Origin of the sequence: Hamadaea sp., from assembly GCF_013362815.1 — a bacterium.
GTDB lineage: Bacteria > Actinomycetota > Actinomycetes > Mycobacteriales > Micromonosporaceae > Hamadaea.
In genome coordinates this window covers 1-23448 of the sequence record NZ_JABFVK010000094.1, presented here as the reverse complement: position 1 = coordinate 23448, position 23448 = coordinate 1, and the positions used below count along the sequence as shown (strand labels likewise).

The window sequence follows — 23448 nt, the reverse complement described above, 5'->3', positions numbered from 1 at the left end:
GGTTCGTCTTCGACGTGTTCAACCCGAGCGTGCGGCAGCTTGCCGAAGCCGATGGCGTACGGCGCGCCAGGGAGTCGTTGTCGTTCACGGATCCTGACCGGGGCACCGTCAGCGTCGAGATCGCCGAGGTCTACGACGCGGCCGCTCAGATAAGCCGCGGGACGTGGCACTTCTCGACCGAGTCCGAGCCCGACTTCGCCGTCATGCCCCTCGAACTCAGGAGCATCTTCCCGCAGGAGCTGCCGCTGCTCGTCTCGCTCGGCGGCCTCCGGCTCGTCGAGCGACTCGGCGACTGGTCCGGCGGGGCGTTCACCGCGAATTCGCCGCTTCAACTCTGCATCTGCGAGTCGTTGTAGATCAACGGCGACGCCAGTAGCCGGCGACCGGCTGCCCGTCCCGCTCGTGCGGCTCTACCCATACCTGCCCGGAGCTGCCCAAAGTCAACGCCGGGCGGTGGACCGGACCACGTTGGCGGGGCACTACAGCGCGGCGGACGAAACCGCGTACGGCCATCGACGCGGCCACCTCGGGAAGACGCTCGGCCCAGTACTCGCCCAGATCACCGGTGAGCTGAGCGGCGGCCTCCGACAGCTCCGAGATCACGCGTTCGGTGCTCAGCTCCGGGCGTACGTGGGCGAGCAGGATCAAGCCCTCCTCCACCTGCAACGGCGTACGCAGCTCCACCTGGCGCAGATCGGCCAGCCGCTCGCCGGATTCCGTCCACAATAGATTGACGAGGATGTCGTCGGTCGAGGCCACGGCCATCCCGGCGACGGTCACCGGCTCCCGCAACAGACTGCCCGCCGGTACGCAGACGATCTCGTCGCACACCCGGTGCCGCAGTTGCACGGCGAGCGCCGTCGCGCCGGAGACCACCAGATCACTGCCGTCCGTGGCGAGCGCCCGCCACCGGTACGCCGCCTCCAACGTCAGTACGCCCCGCAACCAGTGCGGCAATCGGTCATTCACGCGGCTTCAATTCCCCGCGAATCCGGCGGGCGAACCTCCCGCAGCAACGGCCGCAACTCCAGCCATCGCGGGTGCAGCACATCCGCATGGAGGGCTCCGTCGCGTACCACAATGAAACCGTCCGCGAGCAGGGCCTTCACCGCGGCGCTGGCGGTGGCCGGAGCCAGCCCGCACGCCTCCGCGACCGCCCGCGCGGAGACCAGCCCACGCGGACGCAGCGACAACTCGGCCAGAACACGCATCTGCGAGCGTGGCAACGGGCCGCCCGCGTCGACGCCGAGCTCGGCCCGTAGCGCCTGCTCGTCCTCCAGCGAGAACAGCCAGCCGCCGTCGAAGCGGCCCACCCCCAGCCGGCGCGCGGCCGACACGACCCGTCGCCGCGACGTCCCGAGACGTCGCGCGACCTGCTCCGGCGTCGCGTCCATCTGGCCACGATAAGCGCTGTTCGCCACAAGGTCATCCGCACAACGTCTCGTATGCCGTCCTAGGAGACTATTCATGTCAGGTCGGACCCGATTCCCCCCGATTACCGACCCCGGAGGATGTTTGATGGAGGGCATGCGGGAGATCGTCCTCGTGCGGCATGGGCAGACCGAGTGGTCCGCGAACGGCCGCCACACCTCCGTCACCGACCTCGACCTCACCCCGGAGGGCGAACGCCGGGCGCGTACGCTCGGCGGACGGCTGGCCGGGCGGTCCTTCGCGCTCGTGCTGTGCAGCCCCCGCAAGCGCGCTCAGAAGACCGCCGAACTCGCCGGAATCGGCCCGCTGGAGATCGACGACGATCTCGTCGAGTGGAACTACGGCGAGTACGAGGGCCGCACCACGCCGCAGATCCGGGAGACCGACCCGACGTGGACGGTGTGGACCGGCACGACCCCGGGCGGCGAGACGGCGGCGCAGGTCGGCGCGCGCGCCGATCGGGTGCTCAACCGCGTACGCCCGATTCTCGCGGGGGCCGACGTGTGCCTGATCGGGCACGGGCACCAACTGCGGGTTCTGACCGCACGGTGGCTCGGACTGCCACCGCAGGACGGTGCGCTGTTCAAGCTGGAGACTGCGACGCTCAGCGTTCTCGGGTTCGAGCGGGACACCCCGGCCCTGCTCACCTGGAACGCCTGACCGCTAGCTGGGCTCCTCCCACAGCTCGAAGCGGTTGCCCTCCGGATCGACGGCGTGGCCGAAACGGCCGTAGTCCGCCTCGGAGATCTCGTCGTCGACGACCGCGCCGGCCGCTCTGAGCTGGGCCAGCATGGCGTCGAGGTCGGGCACCCGGAAGTTCAGCATGACCTGCTGGTCTCGCGATCCGAAGTAGTCGGTGTCGGCCGGGAAGGGCGCGAACACCGTCCGGCCCGCCTCCTGCTCCCACGACCACTTGGTGGCCATGCTCGGGATGCCGAGCGCCTGCTCGTACCAGGCGGCCAGGGCGTCCGGGTCCTTGGCGCGGAAGAAGAATCCGCCGATGCCGAGCGCACGTTCCATGGCCCGACGATACGCCGCCGTCAGTCGCGGGCCTGCCACGTCGTGACGCACGCTTCGTTGCCCTCGGGGTCGGCCAGCACCCAGAACGCGGGCGCTTCCGCGTCGTAGACGAGCCGTCCACCTGCGGCGATCGCGGCCGCCATCCGGTTCGCCGCCTCGTCGTGCGGTACGCACACGTCGAAGTGGACGCGGTTGCGTTGCGGGCGCGGCGCGTCCATCTGCTGGAACCACACCGGTGGAGTCTGCCGATCCGGATCGCTCAACGACCCGTCCTCCTCGACGGCGTACGCCAGAAGCGCCTGCCAGAACGGGCGGACCGCGTCGATGTCCAAGGCGTCGATCGCGATCTCGAGCACCTGGCGCACTCCGGGACGCGTACGCCCGCCGACCGCCGCTGAGATGCGCCGGGCCAGCTGGACGTCGTCCTCGGTGACCCACTGCTCGGCTTGCGTCTGGAGGGCCAGCAACACCTGATCCCGGCGTACGTCGAGCCAGAGGTGCTGGTCGGCGGCCGTCCCCGCCGCATCAACGGCCTGCTGTGCCAGCGCGACCGCCTCGGCGAGCGAGTCGGCCGGGATCGACGCCCGCAGCGTACGCAACTGGTAGCGCCAGCCGAGACCGTGCACGGCGTCGGATGCCGCCTGGCGGGACAGCTTCTCCATACCGGCATCCAACCAGCCTGGTCCGACATTCGGTGGGACCGGTCACAGGGCGGCATGGCGGTTCGGCAGACGCGGGTTACCCGAGTGTGGAGATCGACACGGTCGTGATCGGGGCCGGGCAGGCGGGGCTGTCCAGCGCGTACTTCCTGCGTCATTTCGGCCTGACCGACTTCGTCGTGCTCGACGCGAACGCCACGCCCGGTGGGGCTTGGCGGCACCGGTCGCCCACCCTGAGCATGGCCGAGGTGCACGGGATCTTCGACCTGCCCGCGTTCCCCTTCGATTCGGCCGACCGCCGGGGGACCGACTCGGCCGCCGACGCCGTGAGCGCCTACTTCGCCGCGTACGAGCAGCGCCTGAGCTTTCCGGTCGTCCGGCCGGTCACGGTTCGATCCGTTCAGCGCGACGGCGACCGCCTCGTCGTCCGGGGCTCCGAAAAGGCGACTGAATGGTCCGCGCGAGCGGTAATCAACGCCACCGGCACTTGGACCCGTCCGCACTGGCCCTACTACCCGGGCGCATCGGACTTCCAGGGTCGCCAGCTGCACTACTCCGACTACCGCGGTCCGCAGGAGTTCGCGGGCCGGCGCGTCGTCGTGGTCGGTGGCGGCAACTCCGCCGTACACGCACTGTCCGACCTGGCCGGGGTCGCCGCCCAGACCATCTGGGTCACTCGCCGCCCGCCGGTCTTCCGCGACGGCGAATTCACCGCCGACACCGGCCGCGCCGTCGTGGCCGAGGTGGACGCGCGGGTCCGGGCGGGTCTGCCGCCGCAGAGCGTCGTCAGTGTCACAGGTCTGGGTTACACCTCGGTGGTACGCACAGCGCTGGCGAAAGGCGCGCTCCATCGTCTGCCGATGTTCGCCAGGATCACCGCGAACGGGGTCGAGTGGGCGGACGGCACGACGACCGAGGCGGATGTGATCTTGTGGTGCACCGGATTCCGCGCCGCCCTCGATCACCTCGCGCCGTTGAAGCTCCGCGAACCGGGCGGCGGCATTCGCATGGACGGCACTCGCGTACTGGCCGAACCGCGGCTGCACCTGGTCGGCTATGGACCCTCCGCGAGCACCGTCGGCGCCAACCGAGCGGGCCGGGAGGCCGCCCGCCAGATCCGCGACCTCCTGCGTACGCCGGACCCTGTCGCCGCTCGCTAGCCCGGGTGGGGCGGCGGCGACGGGGTCGGCGGGTGCCCGACTCCGGGTGGTACGCCATGCACGCTTCCCGAGCCGGGAGACGTCGCTGACGTACCACCCGAGCGAAGCCCAGAGACGTGTTTCCCGAACTGCCTTAGCGGCGACGACGGGGTCGGCGGTGCAGGCCCCGCCACCGTCCGCCCTGCGCTCGGGCTGCCGCCTCAGCCAGCCTGCCTTCGGCGTACCCGATGGTGGTGGCCTTGGGGACGGTCTTGCGCCAGCGCGTCGCGAGCCAGCTCTCGACGGCGCTCGCGAGATCGGGCCGGGGCTTCTCGGTCCGGACCTGCCAGCGGGCATGGACCCACCGCTCGACCGCGTGCGCAAGGTCGGCCTGCGCGATCCGGCGGTGTGCGGCGAGCCAGCGTTCGACGGCGAGGGCGTCTTCGCCGCACGCGCGCACGAACGACGCGATCACGTCCTCGCCGGGGATGTGCCCGCGCGACAAGGCGTTGGCGATCGTCGCCCGGGGCAGCCGCTCACCCAGCGCGCCCGCCTTCTCCTCCAGCTCGCGATAGCTCAGCTGAGCCCGCTCCCGCAGGGCACGGAGGGCCTCGACGTACTCGGCCGGCGTGCCGATCTGCGCGACATCGGTCGACATGCGCCGCCCCATACCCACTTTCGCGGTGTCAAACGTCGTCCTCGGACGACTTTCCAAAACGTGCGTAGACCGGGTTACCGTACTCGGACATCGCCCGCCGGGCGAAAACCTGCTGGATAGTCGACACTCGCTCGGAACGCTTGCGTCCGACGAAACTGATCGCCCAGTGCACCAGAGTGATCAAGCGATTCTTGAAACCGACCAGGTAAATCAGGTGGACGGCCAGCCATAGGACCCAGCCGATGAAACCACTGAACCGCAGATGCCCGATGCTCGCGACGGCGGAGAACCGGGAGATCGTCGCGAGGCTGCCCTTGTCGCGGTAGTGGAACGGTTTGCCGGGCGGCTGGCCCTTGAGCCGGCGGGTGATCTGCTTGGCGGCGTACTTGCCGCTCTGGATCGCGACCTGGGCAACGCCCGGCAGCTTGGCCAGCGACATCATGTCGCCGATCGCGAAGATCTCCGGGTGCCCGGCGACGGTGCAGTCCGGGTTGACGAGGATGCGCCCGGCCCGGTCGGTCGCTCCCCCGGCCGCCTCCGCAAGCTGGCGGGACAGGGCGGGCGCGGACACGCCGGCCGCCCAGATCTTGGTCATCGACTCGATGCGGCGATGTCCCTCCGGCGTCTCGACCTCGATGCCGGTCTGGTCGACGCCGACGACCTTCGTGTTGAGCTGCACGTCGACGCCGATCTTCGCGAGCCGGCGCTGGGCTCGGTCGGACAGGTGGTCGCCGAACGTCTGCAGGACCGCCCCGATCGCATCGACGAGAATAATCTTCGATTTGCTCGGATCGATGTTGCGGAACTCGCCTTTCAGCGTACGGTGGGCGAGCTCGGCGATCTGGCCCGCCATCTCGACGCCGGTCGGCCCGGCTCCGACGATGACGAAGGTGAGCCATCGTTCGATCAGTTCCGGATCGGTCTCCAGCTCGGCCAGCTCGTACGCACCGAAGATGCGCCCGCGCAGCTCCAGCGCGTCGTCGATGCTCTTCATGCCGGGGGCGTACACGCTGAACTGGTCGTTGCCGAAGTAGGACTGGGCGGCTCCGGCCGCGACGATCAGGGAGTCATAGCCGACCGTGTATTCGGTGCCCGGCGCGACCACCTTGACCTGTTTGTTCGCGACGTCCACCTCGGTCACGTGGCCCATCAGCACGCGCGTGTTGCGCTGCCGGCGCAGCACCTCCCGCAACGGCGGGGCGATCTCGCCCTCGGAGAGGATGCCGGTGGCGACCTGGTAGAGCAGCGGCTGGAACAGGTGGTGCGCGGTCCCGTTGATCAGCGTGACGTCGACCGGCGCCCGGCGCAGGGCCTTGGCGGCGAACAGGCCGCCGAATCCCCCGCCGACGACGACCACTTTGTGCCTGTCCATGCCCTTACGCTAGGCCAGATCCGCCCACGCCGCCCGGAGATGACGTGCGACCCCGTCCGCGTCGTTCGGGCCGACCGTGCCGGTCGCCGCGGCCAATGCAGCCTCGGTGGCGTTCGCGACCGCGTAACTGGAGTCCGCGATCGCGAACATGGGCAGGTCGTTGGCGTTGTCCCCGAAACACACCAGCCGGGTCGCCGAGACGTGCTCCCGGATGAATCGGACGGCGTCGCCCTTGTTGGCCAGCGGATGGCAGAGTTCCAGCCAGGCATACCCGGGCACGTCCCGGTCCGGGCCGAGGTGGGCGTACACGTCTTCGGGCAGCTCGGCGAGCGCAGGTTCGATCCGCACCGGAGTGTCGATGGCGATCACCGTCAGGATCTCCTCCGTCAGCGCCTGTTCGAACCCGGTGACCAGGCGGAATCGCTGATCGCCCCGGGCGAGCCGGACGGCGGTGAAATGCTGCTCGCTCGGGTTCTGCTCGCCGAGGTAGTGAATCCGGTGGTGACCGTCCGCGGCGATCGTGAACACGAGCGGCCGCAGGCCCCGGCTCAGCAGGACGTCGATCGCCGCTGCGGCCGTTTCGCGCGGCACGAGGTTTCGCGCCAGTTCCCGGCCGCTGACGGGGTCGTAGATGAAGACCCCGTTGATGAAAGCCATCGGCAGCCGCAGGTCCAGCTCACTCAAGATCGGCAGCGCCGTGTACGGCGAGCGGGCGGTGGCCACGCTGAAGCGCAGACCCTGCCCGATCAGCTCGTTGATGATCTTCACCGACGTCGGGCTCACCGTGCTGTCCGGGGTGAGCAGCGTGCCGTCCAGATCCGTCACGTAGAGGGTGTCCACCGCCGCAGCGTAACGGGGCCGATCAGGGCGCTTCCGTCCCCGCCACCGAGGCGGCCGCCGTCGTCGGCCGGGTGGCGGGCTGTGTCGTGGGGGCGCTCGTCGGACTGGGCTGCGCCGGCGGGCTCGCTGCGGTCGTCTTCGGCGCAGCCGCAGTGGTGGTGCGGGCTGCCCCAGTCGTGGCCCGCGTGACGCTGGTGGCCCGGGCCGGCACGCTCCCACCGACGGTGGCCCGCGTGGTGACCGTCGGATACGGGGTCGGGGACGGCGTGCCGGGTGGCTTGTCGCCGAGTTGCCCGGCGGCCAGGGTCAGCGCCGCCACTGCGACCGCAGCCACGCCACCGACCGCGAACGCCCAGCCCTTGCGGCTCTTGCCCGATCCGCCCGGAGGTTCGTCGTCGGCCTCATCGAACGGTTCGTAACTCGGCACGGCGGCTCGGGCCGCGATCCTGCCCGTCTCGCCGTCGGCTGCGCTTGAGGATGGCACACCGTCCGCTGCGGGCATCTGCGCCGTCGTGGCCAGGCCTGCCACCGGCAGGCCCGCCGTCGTGGCAGCGCCCGCGTTCGAGGAGGTGCGGCTGGACGGTGCACTCGCTGAGCGCGCCGCCGCGGCCAGCTCGGCGGCGTCGGCGTACCGGTCGGCGGGGTTCTTGGCCATCGCGCGCTCGACGACGTGCCGGACGCGCGCGGGGATGGCCGACGGCAGCGGGGCGGGCTGGTCGCGTACCTGGCTGAGGGCCACCGACACCGCGTCGGGCCCGGTGAACGGCAGTTGGCCGGTCAGGCAGTGGTACGCCACCGCGCCGAGCGCGTACACGTCGGCGGCCCCGGTGAGTGGTTTACGGGTGGCCTGCTCCGGTGCCATGTACGCCGCCGTCCCGAGCACGGTGCCGGGCTGGGTGAGCTCCGCCGACCCGGCCGAACTGGCCACCCCGAAGTCGACCAGTACGACCTCGTCGTCGTCGGTGAGCAGCAGGTTCGCCGGTTTCACGTCCCGGTGCACCACCCCGGCCCGATGGGCGGCGGCCAGCGCCTCCGCGGCCTGGGCGACGATCCGCATCGTCAGCGCGGGTTCGAGCGCGTGCCCGCCGTCGAGCCGGCGACTCAGCGGCTGCCCCGGCACCAGCGCCATCACGAGGTACGCGATCCGCCCGTCGGGCGTGTTCGTCTCGCCGTAGTCGTACACCTCGACGATGCCGGGGTGGTGCAGGGCGGCCAGCGTGCGCGCCTCGGCTGCGAAGCGCTCGCCGAAGCCCGGCTGGGCCAGCAGCCTCGGCACGATGATCTTGACGGCGACCTGGCGGGCGAGAACCTCGTCGGTAGCGACCCAAACGTCCGACATGCCCCCGGAGGCGAGCTTCCGCGCCAGCCGATAGCGGTTTTCGACGGCATCTCCCGCAGTCAGCATCTCGGCCAACTACCCACGAGAGCTGGGTTTCACCCAAGTTCCGCCAGTTCCGCCACGACACCGGCCAGGTGATCGGGGATGGCCGAGTAGAAGGCCGCCCGGTCGGCGGAGTACCGCGGGTTGCCGGTCGACCAGGCGATCTGCCCCCGCGTCCAGATCAACGGCGCGCGGGCGTACGCGAGAACGGCGGCGCTCCCGGCCTGCGGCAGGCCCTCGCAGTGCGTACGCAGGTCCTCGTACGCCACCCGGTACGCCGCCAGCCGCCGTTCGTACGCCTCGGCGAGCCGGTAGGCGCTCTGCTGCCGGGAACAGCGCTGTTCGGCCGCCACGATGGTGACCAGGTTCAGCGCGCCCTGCTCGGCCTCGATGTCGGCGGAGAGCAGATCGTTCGAGATGATCATCAATTCGACCCCGATGGTCGCCACCCGGTCCAGCAGCGGATCGCCGACCGCCGCCGGTGGCAGTTCGCGGCCTTCGGCGTACTCCCCGAGGGCCAGCGCCACGTGCGCGCCGAAGAACAGCGGCCGCCACCGCAGATAGTCGCGCAACCGGGGTACGCCGCCCGCGCGTACCTGGTCGGCCTCCCAGGCGCAGCCGTCCAGATGACGCCGGAACTCGCTGCGCAGCCGCCGTTGCCACACCTCCGAAGCGGTCGCGGCGATGCGCTGCCAGACCTGGTACAGCGCCCGGCCCAAGGGGCCACTACCGGGACTGTCCAACCAGGACGCGATCGCGGCGCAGAGCCGGGCCACGACGGACGGCTGTTCCCGAGGTGCGATCCGTTCCAGTTGATCGTCCATGATGGACCATGCGCCCATCCACTCGGCCACCCGGGCCAGCTCCGACGGATTCGCGTCCGGATACATCCCGCCGACGAGCGCCCCGAATCGCGTACGCCGCAAGTAGTCCTCGGCGGCCGGGCCGCGCGCCAGCGCATGCTCACGGAGAAAGGCACGGCACGCCTCGTCCGCGCGCTCGGCGTGGGGGCTCAGCCGTAGCTCGACCGGAACAGGGAGGTCGGGGACGACGATGGTCACGTCACCAGCATGGTTCCCGGCACCGTGCAAGTTCCAGGATGCAAGTAGCTCAATCAGCTACTCAAGATGTCAGGCCACCGCCGGCGGGCGCTGCTCGAACGGCGTGGACAGCACGACCGTCGTCCGGGTGATGACGTTGGCCGCCGACCGGATCTCCGCCAGCAACTTCTCCAGCTCAGCCGGCGACCCAACGCGTACCAGCAGGAGATAGAAGTCCTCGCCCGCCACGGACCAGCAGGAATCGATCTGCGGGAGATGCGCGAGCCGCTCCGGGGCATCGTCGGGCTGGGCCGGATCGAACGGGCGGATCGCGACGAGCGCGGTGAGCGGGAGGCCGATGGCCTCGTAGTCGACCTTGGCCGCGTAGCCGGTGACGATGCCGCGCTGCTCGAGCCGGCGGACCCGCTGGTGCACCGCGGAGACCGACAGCCCCACCTTGTCGGCCAGGTCCGTGTAGGACATGCGGCCGTCCGCGGTCAGCGCGGCGACGATGGCCCGGTCAGTCTCCTCCACGGCGGTCACGATAGTGGTACGCGCGGTCACCGCGCCAGGGCCTCCGTCACTCATGGCCTGACCAGGACTTTCAGCGCGGTCCGGTCGGACATCGCGGCATAGCCGCCCGGGACTCCGGCCAGATCGACGCTGACGTCGAAGACGGGCGACGGGTCGAGCCGCCCGGCGAGGACGTCGGCGAGCAGCTCCGGGATGTACGCGCGAGCCGGCGCGACCCCGCCGCAGAGCCCGACGTTGTTGTCGAACATCGTGTGGACGTCGACGCCGCCCGAACCCCCGTGCGGCACACCCACGTAGCCGACGTAGCCGCCGGGGCGGGCGATCCGGATCGCCGTACGCATCGACTCCTCGGTCCCGACCGCCTCGATGACGGCCGGCGCGCCGTAGCCGCCGGTCAGCTCCTGAACCGCCGCGACCGCGTCCGCCCCGCGCTCGGCGATCACGTCGGTCGCGCCGAACTCGCGGGCGATCGCCGTACGCACCTCGTGCCGGCCCAGGGCGATGATGCGTTCGGCCCCGAGCCGCCGCGCGGCGAGTACGCCGCAGAGCCCGACCGCGCCGTCGCCCACCACGGCCACCGTGCCGCCCGGCTTGACCCGGGCGCTCAGCGCGGCGTGATGCCCCGTCGACATGACGTCCGACAGCGCCAGCACCTTGACCAGATCGTCGTCGCCGAGCCCGTCCGGCAGCGGCACGAGCGTGCCGTCGGCGTACGGGACGCGTACGGCTTCGCCCTGGCCGCCGTCCGAGCCGACCTGTCCCCAGAAGCCACCCTCCGGACAGCTCGTCTGCAGGCCGTCCCGGCAGAACTCGCAGGTCCCGTCCGACCACACGAACGGGGCGACCACCGCCTGCCCGGCCTTCAGCGTGCGTACGGCCGTGCCTGCCACCTCCACGACGCCGACGAACTCGTGCCCGATCCGCTGACCCGGCTGCCGGCTCGCCACCCCCTGGTACGCCCACAGATCGCTGCCGCAGATGCAGGCGTGGGTCACCCGGACGATGACGTCGGTCGGCTCGATCAGCTCCGGATCGGGCACCTCCTCGATCCGGATGTCCTTCGGTGCGTGGATGACGGCTGCGCGCATACGATCATGCTAAGCGCCCGGCCTGCCCTAACGGGCGAGGTGGCGCGCGATGACCATCCGCTGGATCTGGTTGGTGCCCTCGACGATCTGCAGCACCTTCGCCTCGCGCATGTACCGCTCGACCGGGTGGTCGGCGACGTAGCCCGCCCCGCCGAGGACCTGCACGGCGTCGGTGGTCACCTTCATCGCCACGTCGGTCGCGAACAGCTTGGCCTGGGCCGCCTCGATCGAATACGGCTGCCCCGCGTCCTTGAGGCGAGCGGCGTGCAGGGTCAGGGCCCGGGCGGCGGCGATCTGGGTGGCGGCGTCGGCGACCAGGAAACCCAGCCCCTGGAAGTCGATGATCCGCTGGCCGAACTGCTTGCGCTCCTTGGCGTACCCGATGGCGTAGTCGAGAGCGCCCTGCGCGAGGCCGACGGCGCAGGCCGCGATGCCCAGCCGGCCGCTGTCGAGCGCGCCCATGGCGATCGTGAAACCCTCGCCCTCGCCGCCGAGCAGCCGGTCCGCGGGCACCCGCGCGCCGTCGAGCACGACCTGCGCGACCGGCGATGCCTTCAGGCCCATCGTCCGCTCGCGCGGCTGCGGCTCGAGGCCCGCAGTCCCGGCCTCCGCAAACAAGCAGGAGATCCCCTTGGCGCCGGGTCCGCCCGTCCGGCAGAAGATGTTGTACGCGTCCGCGATACCGGCGTGGGTGATCCAGGCTTTCGTGCCGTTCACGACGTACTCGTTTCCGTTCTCGCCGTTCTCGAGACGGGCCGAGGTGGTGAGGTTGGCCGCGTCGGAGCCGCCGGCCGGCTCGGACAGGCAGTACGCGCCCAGCAGCTCGCCGCCGAGCATGTCGGGCAGCCAGCGCTGCTTCTGCTCCTCGCTCCCGTACGCAGCGAGCGGGTAGCAGGCGAGGGTATGCACGCTGACCGCCTCGGCGACGGCCAGCCACCGGCTCGCCAGGATCTCCAGCACCTGGAGGTAAACCTCGTAGGGCTGATCCGCGCCGCCGTAGCCGCTGGAGTAGGGCAGGCCGAGGAAGCCGCTGCGGCCGAGGGTCCGGATGAGTTCCCGGGGGAACTCACCCCGGGCCTCGAAGTCGTCGGCGCGCGGCCGCAACTCCTTGTCGGCCAGTTCCCGGGCGAGGTCGAGCAGATCGCGGGACAACTCCGCGGCGGACGGGTCGAGGCTGGGGGGCAGGAGCACAACGCTGGGCATGGAGATAGCTTAACGAACGTTAGGGCTGTGGCGTGTGCCGGTCGGTGTCAGCCCGGTGTGGCACGCTGTTGGGCGTGACCGCTCCTCTGCTCGCCGTCGATGCGCCCAGCCTCTACTTCCGCGCGTACTTCGGGGTTCCCGAGTCGTCTGCCAAGACCGCGTCCGGCCAGCCGGTCAACGCCGTCCGGGGCTTCCTCGACATGCTCGCCACCCTGGTGCGTACGCGTCGTCCCGATCGCATCGCGTGTGCGCTCGACGCCGACTGGCGGCCCGCCTGGCGAGTCGAGCTGCTGCCCAGTTACAAGGCTCACCGCGTTGTCGCCGAACCCGCGCCCGGCGTCTCCGTCGAGGAGGTGCCCGACACGCTCGCCCCCCAGGTCCCGATGCTGCTGGAGGTGCTCGACGCGTTCGGGATCGCGGCTTTCGGCGTACCGGGATATGAAGCCGACGACGTGCTCGGCACGCTCGCCGCTTCGGGTTCCAAGGCAGCTCCCGTGGAGGTCGTCAGCGGCGACCGCGACCTGTTCCAACTCGTCGACGACGCGCGTGGCGTCCGCTTCCTCTACGTCGGCCGGGGCGTCGCCAAGCTCGAAGACTGCGACTCGGCTGCGGTGATCGCCAAATACGGCGTGCCGCCGGAGGCGTACGTCGACTTCGCGATCCTGCGCGGCGATCCGAGCGACGGCCTGCCCGGCGTACCGGGGGTCGGCGAGAAGACGGCGATGTCCCTGGTCAACCGGTACGGCAACCTCGCCGGCATCCGGGCCGCCGCGCTGGAACCCGTCGCCGACATGGCCGCCGGGTTGCGCCGCAAGATCGCCGACGCCGCGTCCTATTTGGACGTCGCCCCCAAGGTGGTACGCGTCGCCGACGACGTCCCGCTCCCGGCGGGCGACTTCGCGCTGCCGCGCGAGCCCCGCGACGCCGAGCGGGTGCTGGCGCTGGCCGAGGAGTGGAACCTCGCCGGGTCGTGCCGGCGGCTCGTCGACGCCCTCGCCGCCTGACTTTTCGCTGCGGGTCACGCCCGCCGTCTTCGGCGCTGGATCAGGGTTCCGGGTCGAATCTTGCGCGAAATACGACCCAGAACCGTGATCCAGCGCTGACCCGGGGTTGCTAACGGGGGCGGCGAGCGAACGCGAGCCAGGTGACAGCGAGCAGAGCGAGCGAACCGACCCCGACGGGAACGAGGACGGGGAGCGCAGGCGGAACCCCGGGCACCCCGAGCCAGCTCTCCCCCGAGGTGATCGGCAACACCGACCGGGCCAGCGCCCACGCCAGCCCCGCACCCAGGAGTCCTAACGCGACTCCGAAGAACACCGCGATCGCGTACGCGAGTCGCGACGAGCCGCGCAGGGTTCGTTCCCGCAAGCCGGCCAGCCGCAGCGCGCCGAGATCGGGTGAGCTCCGGTCGACGCGAGCCACCGCGAGCAGGACTGCGCCGAGAAGTAACCATGCCACGACGGTCGCTCCGACGAACAACCGCAATATGAGAGCGGACGGCGATCGAGCCGCAGCCGCGCGAGCGTCGTCGCGGGTGACCGACCCGACGACCAGTACGCCCTTGGCCCGCAACGCGTCGACGATCGAGGCGGGGGCGGACGCCGTCAGCCACACCTCCATCGAGTCGAGCGCGTGCGAGCCACCCGTCGCGGCGATCAGCGTGTCCAGGTCCACGAGCAGGCCGCGGCCGCCGACGCGCGGCAGCACGGGGAGCTCGCCGACCTGGGTCAGCTTCAGGGAGCCGCCGTTCAACGGGAGGTCCATCTGCCGGGCGTCGACGTCGAGGCCGGGCGTCGCGATCGCGGGCAGGGCGACCGGCGCCTCCGGCGGCAGGAGCAGGCCGAAGTCGGTCAGCTTCCAGTTTCCGGCTTTCTCCAGCGTGCCTACCACTCGCCAGCTGCCGATGTCGGCGTACGGGTCGAGTTGTTCGATCGACAGCCGCCAGCCGGCGTCCTTCGCGGCGACCCCGGTGATCGCGTCCAACCGGCAGCCCGCGTCGCACGTGGCCGGAAGCCGAAAGGTCAGCGTCGTGCGGCCGGCGTCGGCCGAACCGATCGTGACGACCTCCCGGCGACCCTCCGACGTCGTGAGCTGCGCTGTCAGCAGCGCTCGCGGAGTCGTCACCCCATCGAGCGGCGTCGCGGTGACGACCACCGACGCACTCTTCGACAACGGCGGGCGCGCCGTGAACTTGGGCCCGATCTGCGCCGCGACGGCGGGCGCGCGATCCCAGTCCAACTGCGCCGCGCGGGTCAGGTCCAGCGCCAGGATCTCCGGATGCCGGGTCTCGTCCGAGATCCGGCCCACCGGCATCGCGAACGAGCCCTCCGGATCGACCGACCGCACCGCTGCGATCACCTGCCCCGGGTCGGCGGCCCGGACGGCGAGCACCCGATCGGCGCCGAGGGACAACGCGATCTGCTTTTCGCGTACCAGTTGACTCGTGGCGAGCGAGGACGCGACCAGCGCGAGCAACGCCACGGCCAGGCCGCTCAGCGCGATCAGCTGGCGGGCGGCCGGCCGTCGCCCGAGCTGCGCGGCGGCCAGGCCTCCGACCAGCCGGCCCGCGCGCAGCAGCCGCGGCGTCGCAGCCCGGACCATTGCGGGCAGCAGCCGCGCGATCACCAGCACCATCGCCGCGGCCAGCAACGCGGGGGCGAAGTTTCCCAAGCCCTCACTGGTACGCACAAAGGCGAGGCTGGTGACGGCGAGCGCGACCAGCGCCACCTCCCCGGCGGGCAGTCGCCGTAGCCGAGCCGCCCAGGCCGGGCCGACCTGCCGCAGCGTGTCGGCGGGCCGGGCGATGACGACGGGCAGTACGGCGACCGTGATCGCGAAGGTGACGGCGAGCGCGGTCAGGCCGACCGCGGCGGTGAACGGCGAGCCGGCGATCGACGCGCCGAGAAGCAGCCCGGCGAGCGCGACGAAGAGCGGCGCACCCCCACCGAGCGCCCACCGCGACGGAACCGGGAGACCCCGGACGGCCTGGACACCGAGTTCCCCGCGTTCGCGTTGGACCTGCCGCGACACCAGTAGGAACAAGACGAGACAGCCGAGCGTGAGGACGGGCAGCACGACGGCCGGGGTGGCGACGGCGATGTAATGGCGCTGCTCCTGCACGCGGTCGAGTAGGTTGCGCAGCCCGTCGGACGGCGGCTCGATGAGTTTGGGCTGCAGGATCCCTTCGAGGAACTGCTGCCAGGTCATCGTGCTGAGCAGCTCGGGCGAGACGAGAATGTCGGCGCTCACGAGATGACTGTCGTGCGGCACCGCCTGCATGGCATCGGACCTGGTCAGCAGCGGTCCGACGACGGTGCCGTCGAGCCGCGTGGTGAACGGGCTCGGCCAGCCCCAGTAGTCCTCGTTCTGATCCAGCGGGGTGTAGACGCCCACCACGTCGAACGGGTGCGAGCCTTCCGGCGACGGGTACCACAGGTTGTACTTGTCGTCGTAGAGCGCCTGCGCGACGTCGAGCACCGTGCCGACCGACACGTTCAGCGCCTTCGCCTGATCGGCCGGAACCGCGATCTCCCCGGGCGCGACCGGGCACCGCCCGGCGGTCATCTTCAGATGCGCGCAGAAGTCCTCGCGGTACATCAGGGTGCTCGCGTCGTCCGGGACGAACCCCATGACGTCGAACTGCTGCCCGAAGCGGACCGTGAGCCCCGGCGTGTCGCGTACGCGATTGAGCTGGGTCTCGAAGTTCGACGCGTCCGTCGAGTCGGCGGCCAGCCGGAACTGGCGTTCGGCCAGCGGAGCCTGCGCGATCGTGTCCGCCGCCACCCGATCCCCCGTACGCCCCGGGAAGTCCGCGCCGACCGCGGCGAGCCCGCCGAGGACGGCGGTCAGGAGACCTATCGTGAGCAGGCCCGCCCAGCGGGCCCGAATCAGCAACGCCAGGAGCGGGATCACTCTTGCTCCCCCTCGCTCTTTTCGCGCTGGATCAGGGATGTGGGTCGAATCTTGGGCCGTCGATCGCTGGATATCCGTGATCCGGTCCGCCCGCCGACGCCGCCGCTCGCAGACCGGACCGCCTGCGTCACCCGCCGGGTCGCCCACCCGACGGCGAGCGCCACCGCGAGCCCGCTGATCACCCCGGTGAGGACCAGTACGCCGAGCGGCACCCCGCCGGGCGGTGGCTCCAGCACATGCCACCGATCGGTGAACACCTTGGGCGGTGGGATCGGCAGTGCCGCCGCAGCGGCCGCAGCCAGCAACCCGCCCGCTGTCGCGGCTGCCGGAGGCCAGCCGTAGAAGGCCCGCCCCGCTCGGCGTACCGCCCGCTCGGGCAGGCCCTGCACCCGCAGCGCGGTCAGATCCTTCACCGTCGCCGTCCGCCCGGACGCGGCGGCCAGCAACAACGCGGTCGCTGCGATGACGAGGCCCAGAATCGCGGCGAGCAACGCGAATCGGCGTACGGCGGCCGGCGCGTCGTCGTCGAGCCGGTCGGCCGCCTGCGCCGGGGTCTCGCTGCGCAGCACCCGAATCTGGTGCTGCGCCAAACCGTCCACGATGGACTGTGGGGCGTCGGCGGTGAGCCAGATCTGGAACTGCTCCCCCGCCAGGCGTACGCCCGCCAACGAATCCAGCTCGGTCAGGTCCACCAGAACTCCGACTGCGCCGAGGCGGGGCAGCGCCGACACCTGCCCGGTCACGCGTACCGGGACGGCGGAGGTGCCGAGCATGTCGAGCCACAACTGCTGCGGCCGGTTGCCGTAGCCGGGCGTACCGGCGAGCACCACCGGCACGGGAACCGTCGCGCCGGCCGGGTACGCCGACGCCAGGCATGAGCCGCGCAACGGCAGCCCGCACGTCGGCGGGGCGGTGATGGACAACCCGTCCGGCCCAGCCGACAGCTGAGCGGCCAAGGCGTCCGGCTGAAGCGGCCCGCGCCAGTGCAGCCGATCGGCGAGGTTGGACCGGCTGACCAGGTCGGACCCGCTCTGTCGCACCGTATGCAGAGTGACCTGCGTGCCCCAGTCGGGCTTGCCGTCGTGGACGGGCGGTCCACCGGGAGTCGGCTTGTCGCGCGTCACGAGGTCGAAGGAGACGAGGCGGCATCCGTCGTCGCAGCGGTCCACGCTCGCGGTGTAGGTCGCCCGGCCCAACGCCAGCGGCCCCCACACCGCGCGTACGGCGACTCCGTCGCGCCGGATCAGCGACGCCACGACGTGCACCGTGTCGCCCACCTCCGTGCGCTCGTCCACGCGTACGCTGACGCCTTCGCGGCCCAGCCGATGCAGCTCCGGATTCAAGGTGACGTCGAGCGCGAGCGCCCCGCTGGTCACCCGCCACGCCGGTCCCCGATCGTCCGGAGTGGACGGAAGCGGGCCGTACTCGGGACGCCACAACGCCGTCTGCGCCAGCCGCGGCGTGTCGACGGCGAGGACGCCGTCGCTGAGCCCGGCCGACAGCGCGTACTGCGCGGCCGCCATCGCGTACCGGCCCTCGGGGTCGGCCGTCCGCACGGCGTCGCGGAGCACGATGCGGCTCGGCGCGGTCACCGTCAGCACCCGGTCCGCGCCCACCTGCAACGCGGCGCGGTCGGCGATCGCGGGCCGGGCGCGCAGCTCGTCCGCGATCGTCCCGGCCAGCCCGGCGACCGCGACCACCAGCAGCGTCACGACCCAGCGCAGCGCCGGTCGCCGGCTCGCCGACAAGGCAGCGAACGCCGTCGGCAATCGGCCCGCGCGTGCCGCCCAGCCACCCGTGCGCGCGGCCAGCGCAAGGAGCAGACGGCTGATGAGCAGCCCGGCCGCGAGCGCCAGCAACGCCGGAGCGGCCGCCGGCGCGATAGTGGTGGTCCGCGTCTGCGCGACGCTGATCAGCTGCCAGACGCCGACTCCCGCCAGCAGCAGCACGACGATCTCGACCACGTCCAATGCCCGCCCGCTCCGGGTCCGCGCCGGCACGTCGCGCAGCAGCTCACTCACGGTCGCGCGGGTCGCCTGCGTCTGCGCCACCGCCGCCACGATCATCGCGCTGACCAGCACGGCCGCGGCCGATCCGAAACTCGCGGCCAGCGCAGTGGTCCGCTCGGTTCCGGCCCGCACCTCTCCAGCAAGACCAAGACCAACGAGTACGCCCAACGGCGCGCCCAGGACGGCGGCCACGATCATGGGCGAAGCGGTCGGGGCGAGCGACGAGGTCCAGACCCGCCACCAGCGCACCCCGCGTAACCGGACGAGCCCGACATCGGTGCGATGAGCCTGGGCCGCGTGCCGGACGGCCACGAACAACGCGACTCCGCACAGCAGCACCAGCCGGGCCGCCGCCACCGCGATGCCGTCGAGCAGTTCTTGCTGCTCAGCGTCGATCCGGCGGGCCAGACTGTCGGCCGACGTACGCATCACCATGTCGTCGGCGCCCAGCCCCTGCCGGGCCACGTCCAGCCGATGTGCGAGCTGATCGTCGTACGCGGCCGGGTCGAGCAGCAACGACACGGTCGTCGTGACCTTGGTCGGCACCCCGTCGACCGTGGATCGGACGGCGAACCCCGGTTCCAGATCCTGCGGACCGGTCTTCAATACGCCATACCAGTACGGGTCCAGCGGATCCTGCGGCTGGTAGCGGCCGACGACGGTCAGCGGGATCGGCAGCTTCGCCTCTTCCGCCGTGTACGCGATCGTGTCGCCGACGGCCAGCCCCAGCCGCTCGGCGGCGACCTGTCCGATCATGATCTGCCCGGGCGCGGTCGGGCACGCGCCTTCGATCAGCGAGTGCTCGCAGACGCCGTCGCGGGCGGACACGACGAACGTGGTCAACTCCCCCACGGTCATCCGGCCGCTCATCGCGTACTCGGTGACGACGGCCTGCGTCGGCAGCTCACCGGCCCGGCTCCGCAACGCCGCCCGCAGCGGCTCGGCCTCACTGACCTGCCCGGGCTCCTTCGACCGGACCGAGACGTTCACATACCGTTCCACCGGCGCGGCGGAGTCGACCGCCCGGTGCGCCAGCGCCTCCCGGGTCGCGAAGGCGTACCAAGGAGTGGCGGCCGCTGCGGCGACGGCGAGCAGAGTGAGCGCCCAAATGCTCGCCACCTGCGCCCGCCGGGAACGGATTGCGCTCCAAACCAGACCGATCACGTTCTGAAACAGTGTCTAGGCGCGCACATTCTTTGCGGACCCACACCGATCGTTACCAATTCGGGATCTTCCTTCCGGCCGGGGCGGTCCTTGGCGGTCCCTTGTGGACGGCACAGGCCGCCCGCCCGCAGTGCTGCGAACGGGCGGCCTCTGATGTGCCGCTCAGTATGCCGAATCAGCCGACCAGGAGGTAGCTCGAGCCGATGATCGAGCTGCCGTCGCTGTAGCTGAGCTTGCCGAGGTAGCGGACACCAGCGGACAAGCCGGTCCAGGAGACCGTCAGCGACGCCGTGCCGCCGACCGTGACCGCCTGGCTGGCGGGCGACACGGTGGCGTTGCCCGCCGAGGTCGTGCCGAGCGTCCAGCCGTTCAGCTTCACGTCCAGCGGACCGGCCGACGAGCCGAACAGCACGACGTACAGGTCGTACGTGCCCGGGTTCAGGATCATCGTCTCGTTGGCGTCGCCGCCGGCGCTGAGCGTCACCTGGTTCGCCGTGCCTGCCGCGTACGCGTACAGGTCGGTGTCGGTGGTTCCGGCGTAGTCGGCGTTGAAGGTGGAGTACCGGCCGACGGTGCCCGCCGGGACGGTGACGGTGAGCTTCGCCGTCCGCGTGCTGGCCGCCGGGCTGGCGTCGTCGAACGCCGGGCCGGCCGGGTCCAGCGCGTGGCTGGTGACGTCGGCCGGGACCAGACCGGCCAGGCTGGCGCTGAGCGTCCCGGCGAAGCCCGACTTCACCGGCACGGTGACGCTGCCCGCCGCCGTCGAACCGGTGACCTCCGGCGACACCGCCAGCGAGACCGGCTTGACCACGATGGGGCTGCGCACCTTGTGCTTGCCAGTGCCGAACTCCTGCCAGGTCAGCGATCCGAAGGCCCACTCGCCGACGGCGGCGGACGTCCGGGTGACGGTGACCGTGTAGCTCTTGGTCTTGCCCGGGGCCACCACCAGCAGCGGCGGGTTCACCTTGACCTTGAAGCCCGCCGGGGCGGACACGACCGGGAGGTAGACGCCCGCGCGCTTGGTCACGTTGGTGACCGTCCGCTTGATCGTCTGCGCACCGGCGAGGTCGCCGACCGCGATGGACGGGTAGTTCAGGTCACTCGGGTCGACCGCCGGGTAGCTCGCGCAGAACGACGGGTCGGTGATGAGCTGGAACTGCCCCAGGGCACAGCCGTACGCGATCCAGTCGGCCGGCGTCGAGTCGTAGACCAGGCCCGGGTCGAACGCCGGAGCCGGGGTCACGTGTCCCGAGCCGAAGTTGAGCGGGGTCGCGTCGCCGAACGCCCACTGGATCGGCTTGCCCTGGTTGTCCTTCGTGCTCGCCGTCGTCATGAGCGCGGACTTGACCGCCATGGGCGACCAGTCCGGGTGCTTGGCGATCAGGAGAGCCGCGAGGCCGGCGATGTGCGGCGACGACATCGAGGTGCCCGAGTAGGTGCCGAAGCTGTTGCCGTAGTTCGCCGCCGTCGGAGCCACCGACGCGATGACGTCGACGCCCGGCGCCGTGATGTCCGGCTTGAGCAGGTCGCCGTTGCCCGCGATCGCCGGTCCGTACGAGGAGAACCCGGCCATCTGCGGAGCCCGCACCTTCGCGGTGTCCACCGCGCTGATCGCCGCCGTCGCGCCCGCCGTCTGGGCGTACGCCCGCACCGCCGCGCCCGCCGTCGAGTCGAGGTGCACCGTCGGCAGGAAGTGGTCGTCGCCGTTGAGCGACTGTGCCGCCGTCGTGTTGGCCAGGACGACGCCGACGCCGCCCGCATTCTTGACCGCGAGGCTCTTCTCGACCCGGGCGTTGCCGCCCCGGTCGCAGACCACGATCTTGCCGGCCGCCAGCGTCGGGTCCAGCGTCCCGACGTAGCACTGCTGAGCCTGAGTCGGGTTCGCGTCGGCCTTCTTGACCGCCGACGAGTAGACCAGCGGCGAAGAGGCGACCGCCGCCGGGATGGTGCCGACACCGGCGTACGCGGAGCCGTTGCCCAGCGTGACCGACTTCTTGTTGCCCCGGTCGTGCGTGCTGGCCGCGACGGTGGTCACCCACGGGTCGTTGTGCGCGACGCTGCTCTCGCCGATCGTGTCGCCGTCGTTGCCGGCCGAGGCCGCGACGAATACGCCCGCTGCGGCGGCGTTGAAGAACGCGATCTCGGCACCGGCCACGATGTACGCCGACGAACCGGAGATGGAGTAGTTGATGACGTCCACGCCGTCCGCGGTCGCCTGCTCGATCGCGGCGACGAGGTCGATCTCCTGGCCGTGGCCGGAGCCGTCCGCGCCCTGCCAGAGCGCCTTGTACATCGCGAGGCGGGCGGCCGGGGCCATGCCGCTGATCGCACCGACGTCGTTGCCGCCGATGCTCGCCTCGACGCCGAAGTCGCCCGCGGCGGTCGACGAGGTGTGCGAGCCGTGGCCGCCGTAGTCACGTGGCGAGTCGAACTCGAAGTCCTCGATCTCGGGGAAGCCCTCGCGGTAGTACCGCGCGCCGATCAGCTTGTTGTTGCAGGGCACCGGTGACTCGACACCCGAGTCGCAGGTGCCGTGCCACTTCGCGGCGATCGCCTTGGCGTCCGGGCGGGGCTCCGACAGCGGGGCGAACGAGGCACTCTCCGGCCAGATCCCGGTGTCGATGACGCCCACGATGACGCCCTCACCGGCCCGCTTGTCGCCGTGGAACTGCTGGTTCCAGACGCCGTTCTTCCCGGTCAGGCCGAGGAAGTCCCGCGTCGTGGTGGTGTCGGCGGTGTAGGTCTGGCTCTCCCAAAGCTTCTTGATGCCCGAGGTCTTGGCGAGCTTCTGCGCCTCGACGGCGGTCAGCCGGACCGCGAACCCGTTGAAGGTCACGCCGTAGTCGTAGGTCTTCGAGGCCGGGTTGATGCCCGCGGCCCGCAATGCCTTGTCGTGCTTGCTGGTCAGATAGTTCCGGTACGCGGTCGCGCTACTCGAGTGCGCGTCCAGCCGCTTGCCCTGCGTCGTGCGGGTGGCGACGTAGCCCGAGACCTTGCCGTCGTACGTCGCGACGGGGGCGTCGATCGCCTGCACGATGTAGAGCTTGGTCTGGTGCGTCGAACCGGCGGCGACGGCCTGCGTACTGCTGCCGGCGATCAAGCCACTGGCAACGAGGGCGAGCGCCGCCAGGGCCGCCGTCGCAGGCGCGCGCCGGCCCTTCGGCCGGAGTGCGTTCATGGGGTTTCCTCTCCAGTAGGCGAACCGCGATCGTGAGCGGCCCACATGGTTCCGGAGCGTAGGTCTCACCGACGCGACATCCATTCACCCTTTCGACCACACACACCAAACTGTTCGGTGGATGTTGTGCATCTGGTGTGGACGATGTCGTTCGCCATTCGATCGCGAGCGGCCAGATGACAGACTTGTCATCGCCACCGGCTCCGCACTGCCGTCAGATCGCCATGTTCACCGCCGCGTACCAGAGCGCCAGGTAGAGGACTTGGAACGGGCGCTGCGAACGGGTCAGCGAGCCCAGTGACCAGGCCAGCGACGGGATGACGACGACGCAGCCGGTCCAGATCCCGAGGGCGGGCAGATTCCCCGCGATGAGCCAGCGGATCATCGGGCCGAGCCCGAGTGTCGCGGTGAGCAGCATCCCGGCGAGCCACTCGGCCACCGATCGCCGCCCCGGTCCCGGGTACGCACCCAGCAGTCCCACCACCATGGACTCGTGCCGGAACGCGCCGAGGCGGGACCAAACCAGCACCGGCCACAGCCAGATGACGGGGAGCAGTGCCGGAGCTGCCAGTCCGGCGAGGGCGAGCGCCGCCGCCGTGAGCCACCACCACACCGAGGCGTGCCGGGCCAGCACCCGGATCTCGCCGCCGACCAGGCCGGCGAACCGTGATCCGCGAACCACCGCTGTGACGGGCCGACGGCCGAAGCCTGCGCCGACCGTCGGCCCAGCCGGACCTGCCCGCCCGACCGCCCCTGCCCGCCCGACCGCCCCTGCCCGCCCGACCGCCCCTGCCCGCCCTACCGCCCCTGCCCGCCCTAC

At 71.1% G+C, this 23448-nt stretch carries 18 protein-coding genes and 2 pseudogenes; 4 read left to right on the top strand and 16 right to left on the bottom strand.

Annotated features, from left to right (window positions below; all coding sequences use genetic code 11):
* Nucleotides 1-356: pseudogene (locus HOV77_RS31060) on the top strand (class I SAM-dependent methyltransferase); the annotation flags it as partial.
* Between the two features lies 1 nt (nt 357).
* On the opposite strand, the gene HOV77_RS31055 reads toward HOV77_RS31060, so the two are convergent.
* Both HOV77_RS31055 and HOV77_RS31050 read right to left on the bottom strand, forming a co-directional pair.
* Nucleotides 358-969 carry a hypothetical protein gene (locus tag HOV77_RS31055; RefSeq protein WP_290868700.1) on the bottom strand — a complete coding sequence of 204 codons (612 nt, stop codon included), beginning with the start codon at nt 967-969 and terminating at the stop codon, nt 358-360.
* Nucleotides 966-1394: a winged helix-turn-helix domain-containing protein gene (locus HOV77_RS31050; RefSeq protein ID WP_290868697.1), complete on the bottom strand. Its 429-nt coding sequence runs from the start codon at nt 1392-1394 to the stop codon at nt 966-968. Before HOV77_RS31050 ends, HOV77_RS31055 begins: the two co-directional genes overlap by 4 nt.
* 133 nt (nt 1395-1527) lie before the next feature.
* Here HOV77_RS31050 and HOV77_RS31045 point away from each other — a divergent pair, with 133 nt between their 5' ends.
* Complete coding sequence (locus tag HOV77_RS31045) at nt 1528-2091, top strand: histidine phosphatase family protein (protein ID WP_290868694.1); 564 nt, start codon at nt 1528-1530, stop codon at nt 2089-2091.
* Nucleotides 2092-2094: 3 nt separating this feature from the next.
* On the opposite strand, the gene HOV77_RS31040 is transcribed toward HOV77_RS31045, so the two are convergent.
* Nucleotides 2095-2451: a VOC family protein gene (locus tag HOV77_RS31040; RefSeq protein WP_290868691.1), complete on the bottom strand. Its 357-nt coding sequence runs from the start codon at nt 2449-2451 to the stop codon at nt 2095-2097.
* Between the two features lie 20 nt (nt 2452-2471).
* On the bottom strand, nt 2472-3113 hold the full coding sequence (locus HOV77_RS31035; protein ID WP_290868688.1) for a VOC family protein: 642 nt from the start codon (nt 3111-3113) through the stop codon (nt 2472-2474).
* 32 nt (nt 3114-3145) lie between these two features.
* On the opposite strand from HOV77_RS31035, the gene HOV77_RS31030 reads away from it, so the two are divergent.
* On the top strand, nt 3146-4270 hold the full coding sequence (locus HOV77_RS31030) for an NAD(P)-binding domain-containing protein (RefSeq protein ID WP_290868686.1): 1125 nt from the start codon (nt 3146-3148) through the stop codon (nt 4268-4270).
* Nucleotides 4271-4403: 133 nt separating this feature from the next.
* Here HOV77_RS31030 and HOV77_RS31025 read toward each other — a convergent pair whose 3' ends face one another.
* The 8 genes from HOV77_RS31025 to HOV77_RS30990 form a co-directional block, all read right to left on the bottom strand.
* Nucleotides 4404-4907 (bottom strand): helix-turn-helix domain-containing protein, encoded by a 504-nt coding sequence (locus HOV77_RS31025; RefSeq protein WP_290868683.1) that lies wholly within the window; start codon nt 4905-4907, stop codon nt 4404-4406.
* 28 nt (nt 4908-4935) lie between these two features.
* The gene (locus HOV77_RS31020; RefSeq protein WP_290868681.1) at nt 4936-6279 is read right to left on the bottom strand and encodes an NAD(P)/FAD-dependent oxidoreductase; all 1344 of its coding nucleotides are present in this window, start codon (nt 6277-6279) and stop codon (nt 4936-4938) included.
* Between the two features lie 9 nt (nt 6280-6288).
* Nucleotides 6289-7119 (bottom strand): HAD hydrolase family protein, encoded by an 831-nt coding sequence (locus tag HOV77_RS31015; protein ID WP_290868678.1) that lies wholly within the window; start codon nt 7117-7119, stop codon nt 6289-6291.
* A 22-nt stretch (nt 7120-7141) separates the two neighbouring features.
* On the bottom strand, nt 7142-8524 hold the full coding sequence (locus tag HOV77_RS31010; RefSeq protein WP_290868675.1) for a serine/threonine-protein kinase: 1383 nt from the start codon (nt 8522-8524) through the stop codon (nt 7142-7144).
* A 29-nt stretch (nt 8525-8553) separates the two neighbouring features.
* Nucleotides 8554-9561 carry a terpene synthase family protein gene (locus HOV77_RS31005; protein WP_290868672.1) on the bottom strand — a complete coding sequence of 336 codons (1008 nt, stop codon included), beginning with the start codon at nt 9559-9561 and terminating at the stop codon, nt 8554-8556.
* Nucleotides 9562-9630: 69 nt separating this feature from the next.
* A complete protein-coding gene (locus HOV77_RS31000) occupies nt 9631-10074 on the bottom strand; it encodes a winged helix-turn-helix transcriptional regulator (protein WP_290868669.1) in 444 nt (147 codons plus the stop codon).
* A 50-nt stretch (nt 10075-10124) separates the two neighbouring features.
* Nucleotides 10125-11162: a zinc-dependent alcohol dehydrogenase family protein gene (locus HOV77_RS30995; protein WP_290868666.1), complete on the bottom strand. Its 1038-nt coding sequence runs from the start codon at nt 11160-11162 to the stop codon at nt 10125-10127.
* A gap of 27 nt (nt 11163-11189) precedes the next feature.
* Nucleotides 11190-12365, bottom strand: coding sequence for an acyl-CoA dehydrogenase family protein (locus HOV77_RS30990; RefSeq protein WP_290868665.1), 1176 nt, complete (start codon nt 12363-12365; stop codon nt 11190-11192).
* Nucleotides 12366-12439: 74 nt separating this feature from the next.
* Here HOV77_RS30990 and HOV77_RS30985 point away from each other — a divergent pair, with 74 nt between their 5' ends.
* Complete coding sequence (locus tag HOV77_RS30985; protein ID WP_290868662.1) at nt 12440-13369, top strand: 5'-3' exonuclease; 930 nt, start codon at nt 12440-12442, stop codon at nt 13367-13369.
* Nucleotides 13370-13478: 109 nt separating this feature from the next.
* On the opposite strand, the gene HOV77_RS30980 is transcribed toward HOV77_RS30985, so the two are convergent.
* The 4 genes and pseudogenes from HOV77_RS30980 to HOV77_RS30965 all read right to left on the bottom strand — a co-directional run.
* Nucleotides 13479-16277, bottom strand: a complete 2799-nt coding sequence (locus tag HOV77_RS30980; protein ID WP_290868660.1) for a hypothetical protein — start codon at nt 16275-16277, stop codon at nt 13479-13481.
* Nucleotides 16274-19405, bottom strand: coding sequence for a hypothetical protein (locus HOV77_RS30975; protein ID WP_290868657.1), 3132 nt, complete (start codon nt 19403-19405; stop codon nt 16274-16276). The genes HOV77_RS30980 and HOV77_RS30975 overlap by 4 nt, the downstream gene beginning before the upstream one ends.
* A 220-nt stretch (nt 19406-19625) precedes the next feature.
* Nucleotides 19626-22628 (bottom strand): S8 family serine peptidase, encoded by a 3003-nt coding sequence (locus HOV77_RS30970; protein ID WP_290868654.1) that lies wholly within the window; start codon nt 22626-22628, stop codon nt 19626-19628.
* A gap of 214 nt (nt 22629-22842) precedes the next feature.
* Nucleotides 22843-23448, bottom strand: a pseudogene (locus tag HOV77_RS30965) (hypothetical protein); the annotation flags it as partial.

Coding starts and splice junctions, on each gene's coding strand:
- HOV77_RS31040 (WP_290868691.1), bottom strand. CDS start 2,451: ATGGAACGTGCGCTCGGCATCGGCGGATTCTTCTTCCGCGCCAAGGAC.
- HOV77_RS30970 (WP_290868654.1), bottom strand. CDS start 22,628: ATGAACGCACTCCGGCCGAAGGGCCGGCGCGCGCCTGCGACGGCGGCC.
- HOV77_RS31050 (WP_290868697.1), bottom strand. CDS start 1,394: ATGGACGCGACGCCGGAGCAGGTCGCGCGACGTCTCGGGACGTCGCGG.
- HOV77_RS31035 (WP_290868688.1), bottom strand. CDS start 3,113: ATGGAGAAGCTGTCCCGCCAGGCGGCATCCGACGCCGTGCACGGTCTC.
- HOV77_RS30990 (WP_290868665.1), bottom strand. CDS start 12,365: ATGCCCAGCGTTGTGCTCCTGCCCCCCAGCCTCGACCCGTCCGCCGCG.
- HOV77_RS31010 (WP_290868675.1), bottom strand. CDS start 8,524: ATGCTGACTGCGGGAGATGCCGTCGAAAACCGCTATCGGCTGGCGCGG.
- HOV77_RS31025 (WP_290868683.1), bottom strand. CDS start 4,907: ATGTCGACCGATGTCGCGCAGATCGGCACGCCGGCCGAGTACGTCGAG.
- HOV77_RS31045 (WP_290868694.1), top strand. CDS start 1,528: ATGCGGGAGATCGTCCTCGTGCGGCATGGGCAGACCGAGTGGTCCGCG.
- HOV77_RS30995 (WP_290868666.1), bottom strand. CDS start 11,162: ATGCGCGCAGCCGTCATCCACGCACCGAAGGACATCCGGATCGAGGAG.
- HOV77_RS31020 (WP_290868681.1), bottom strand. CDS start 6,279: ATGGACAGGCACAAAGTGGTCGTCGTCGGCGGGGGATTCGGCGGCCTG.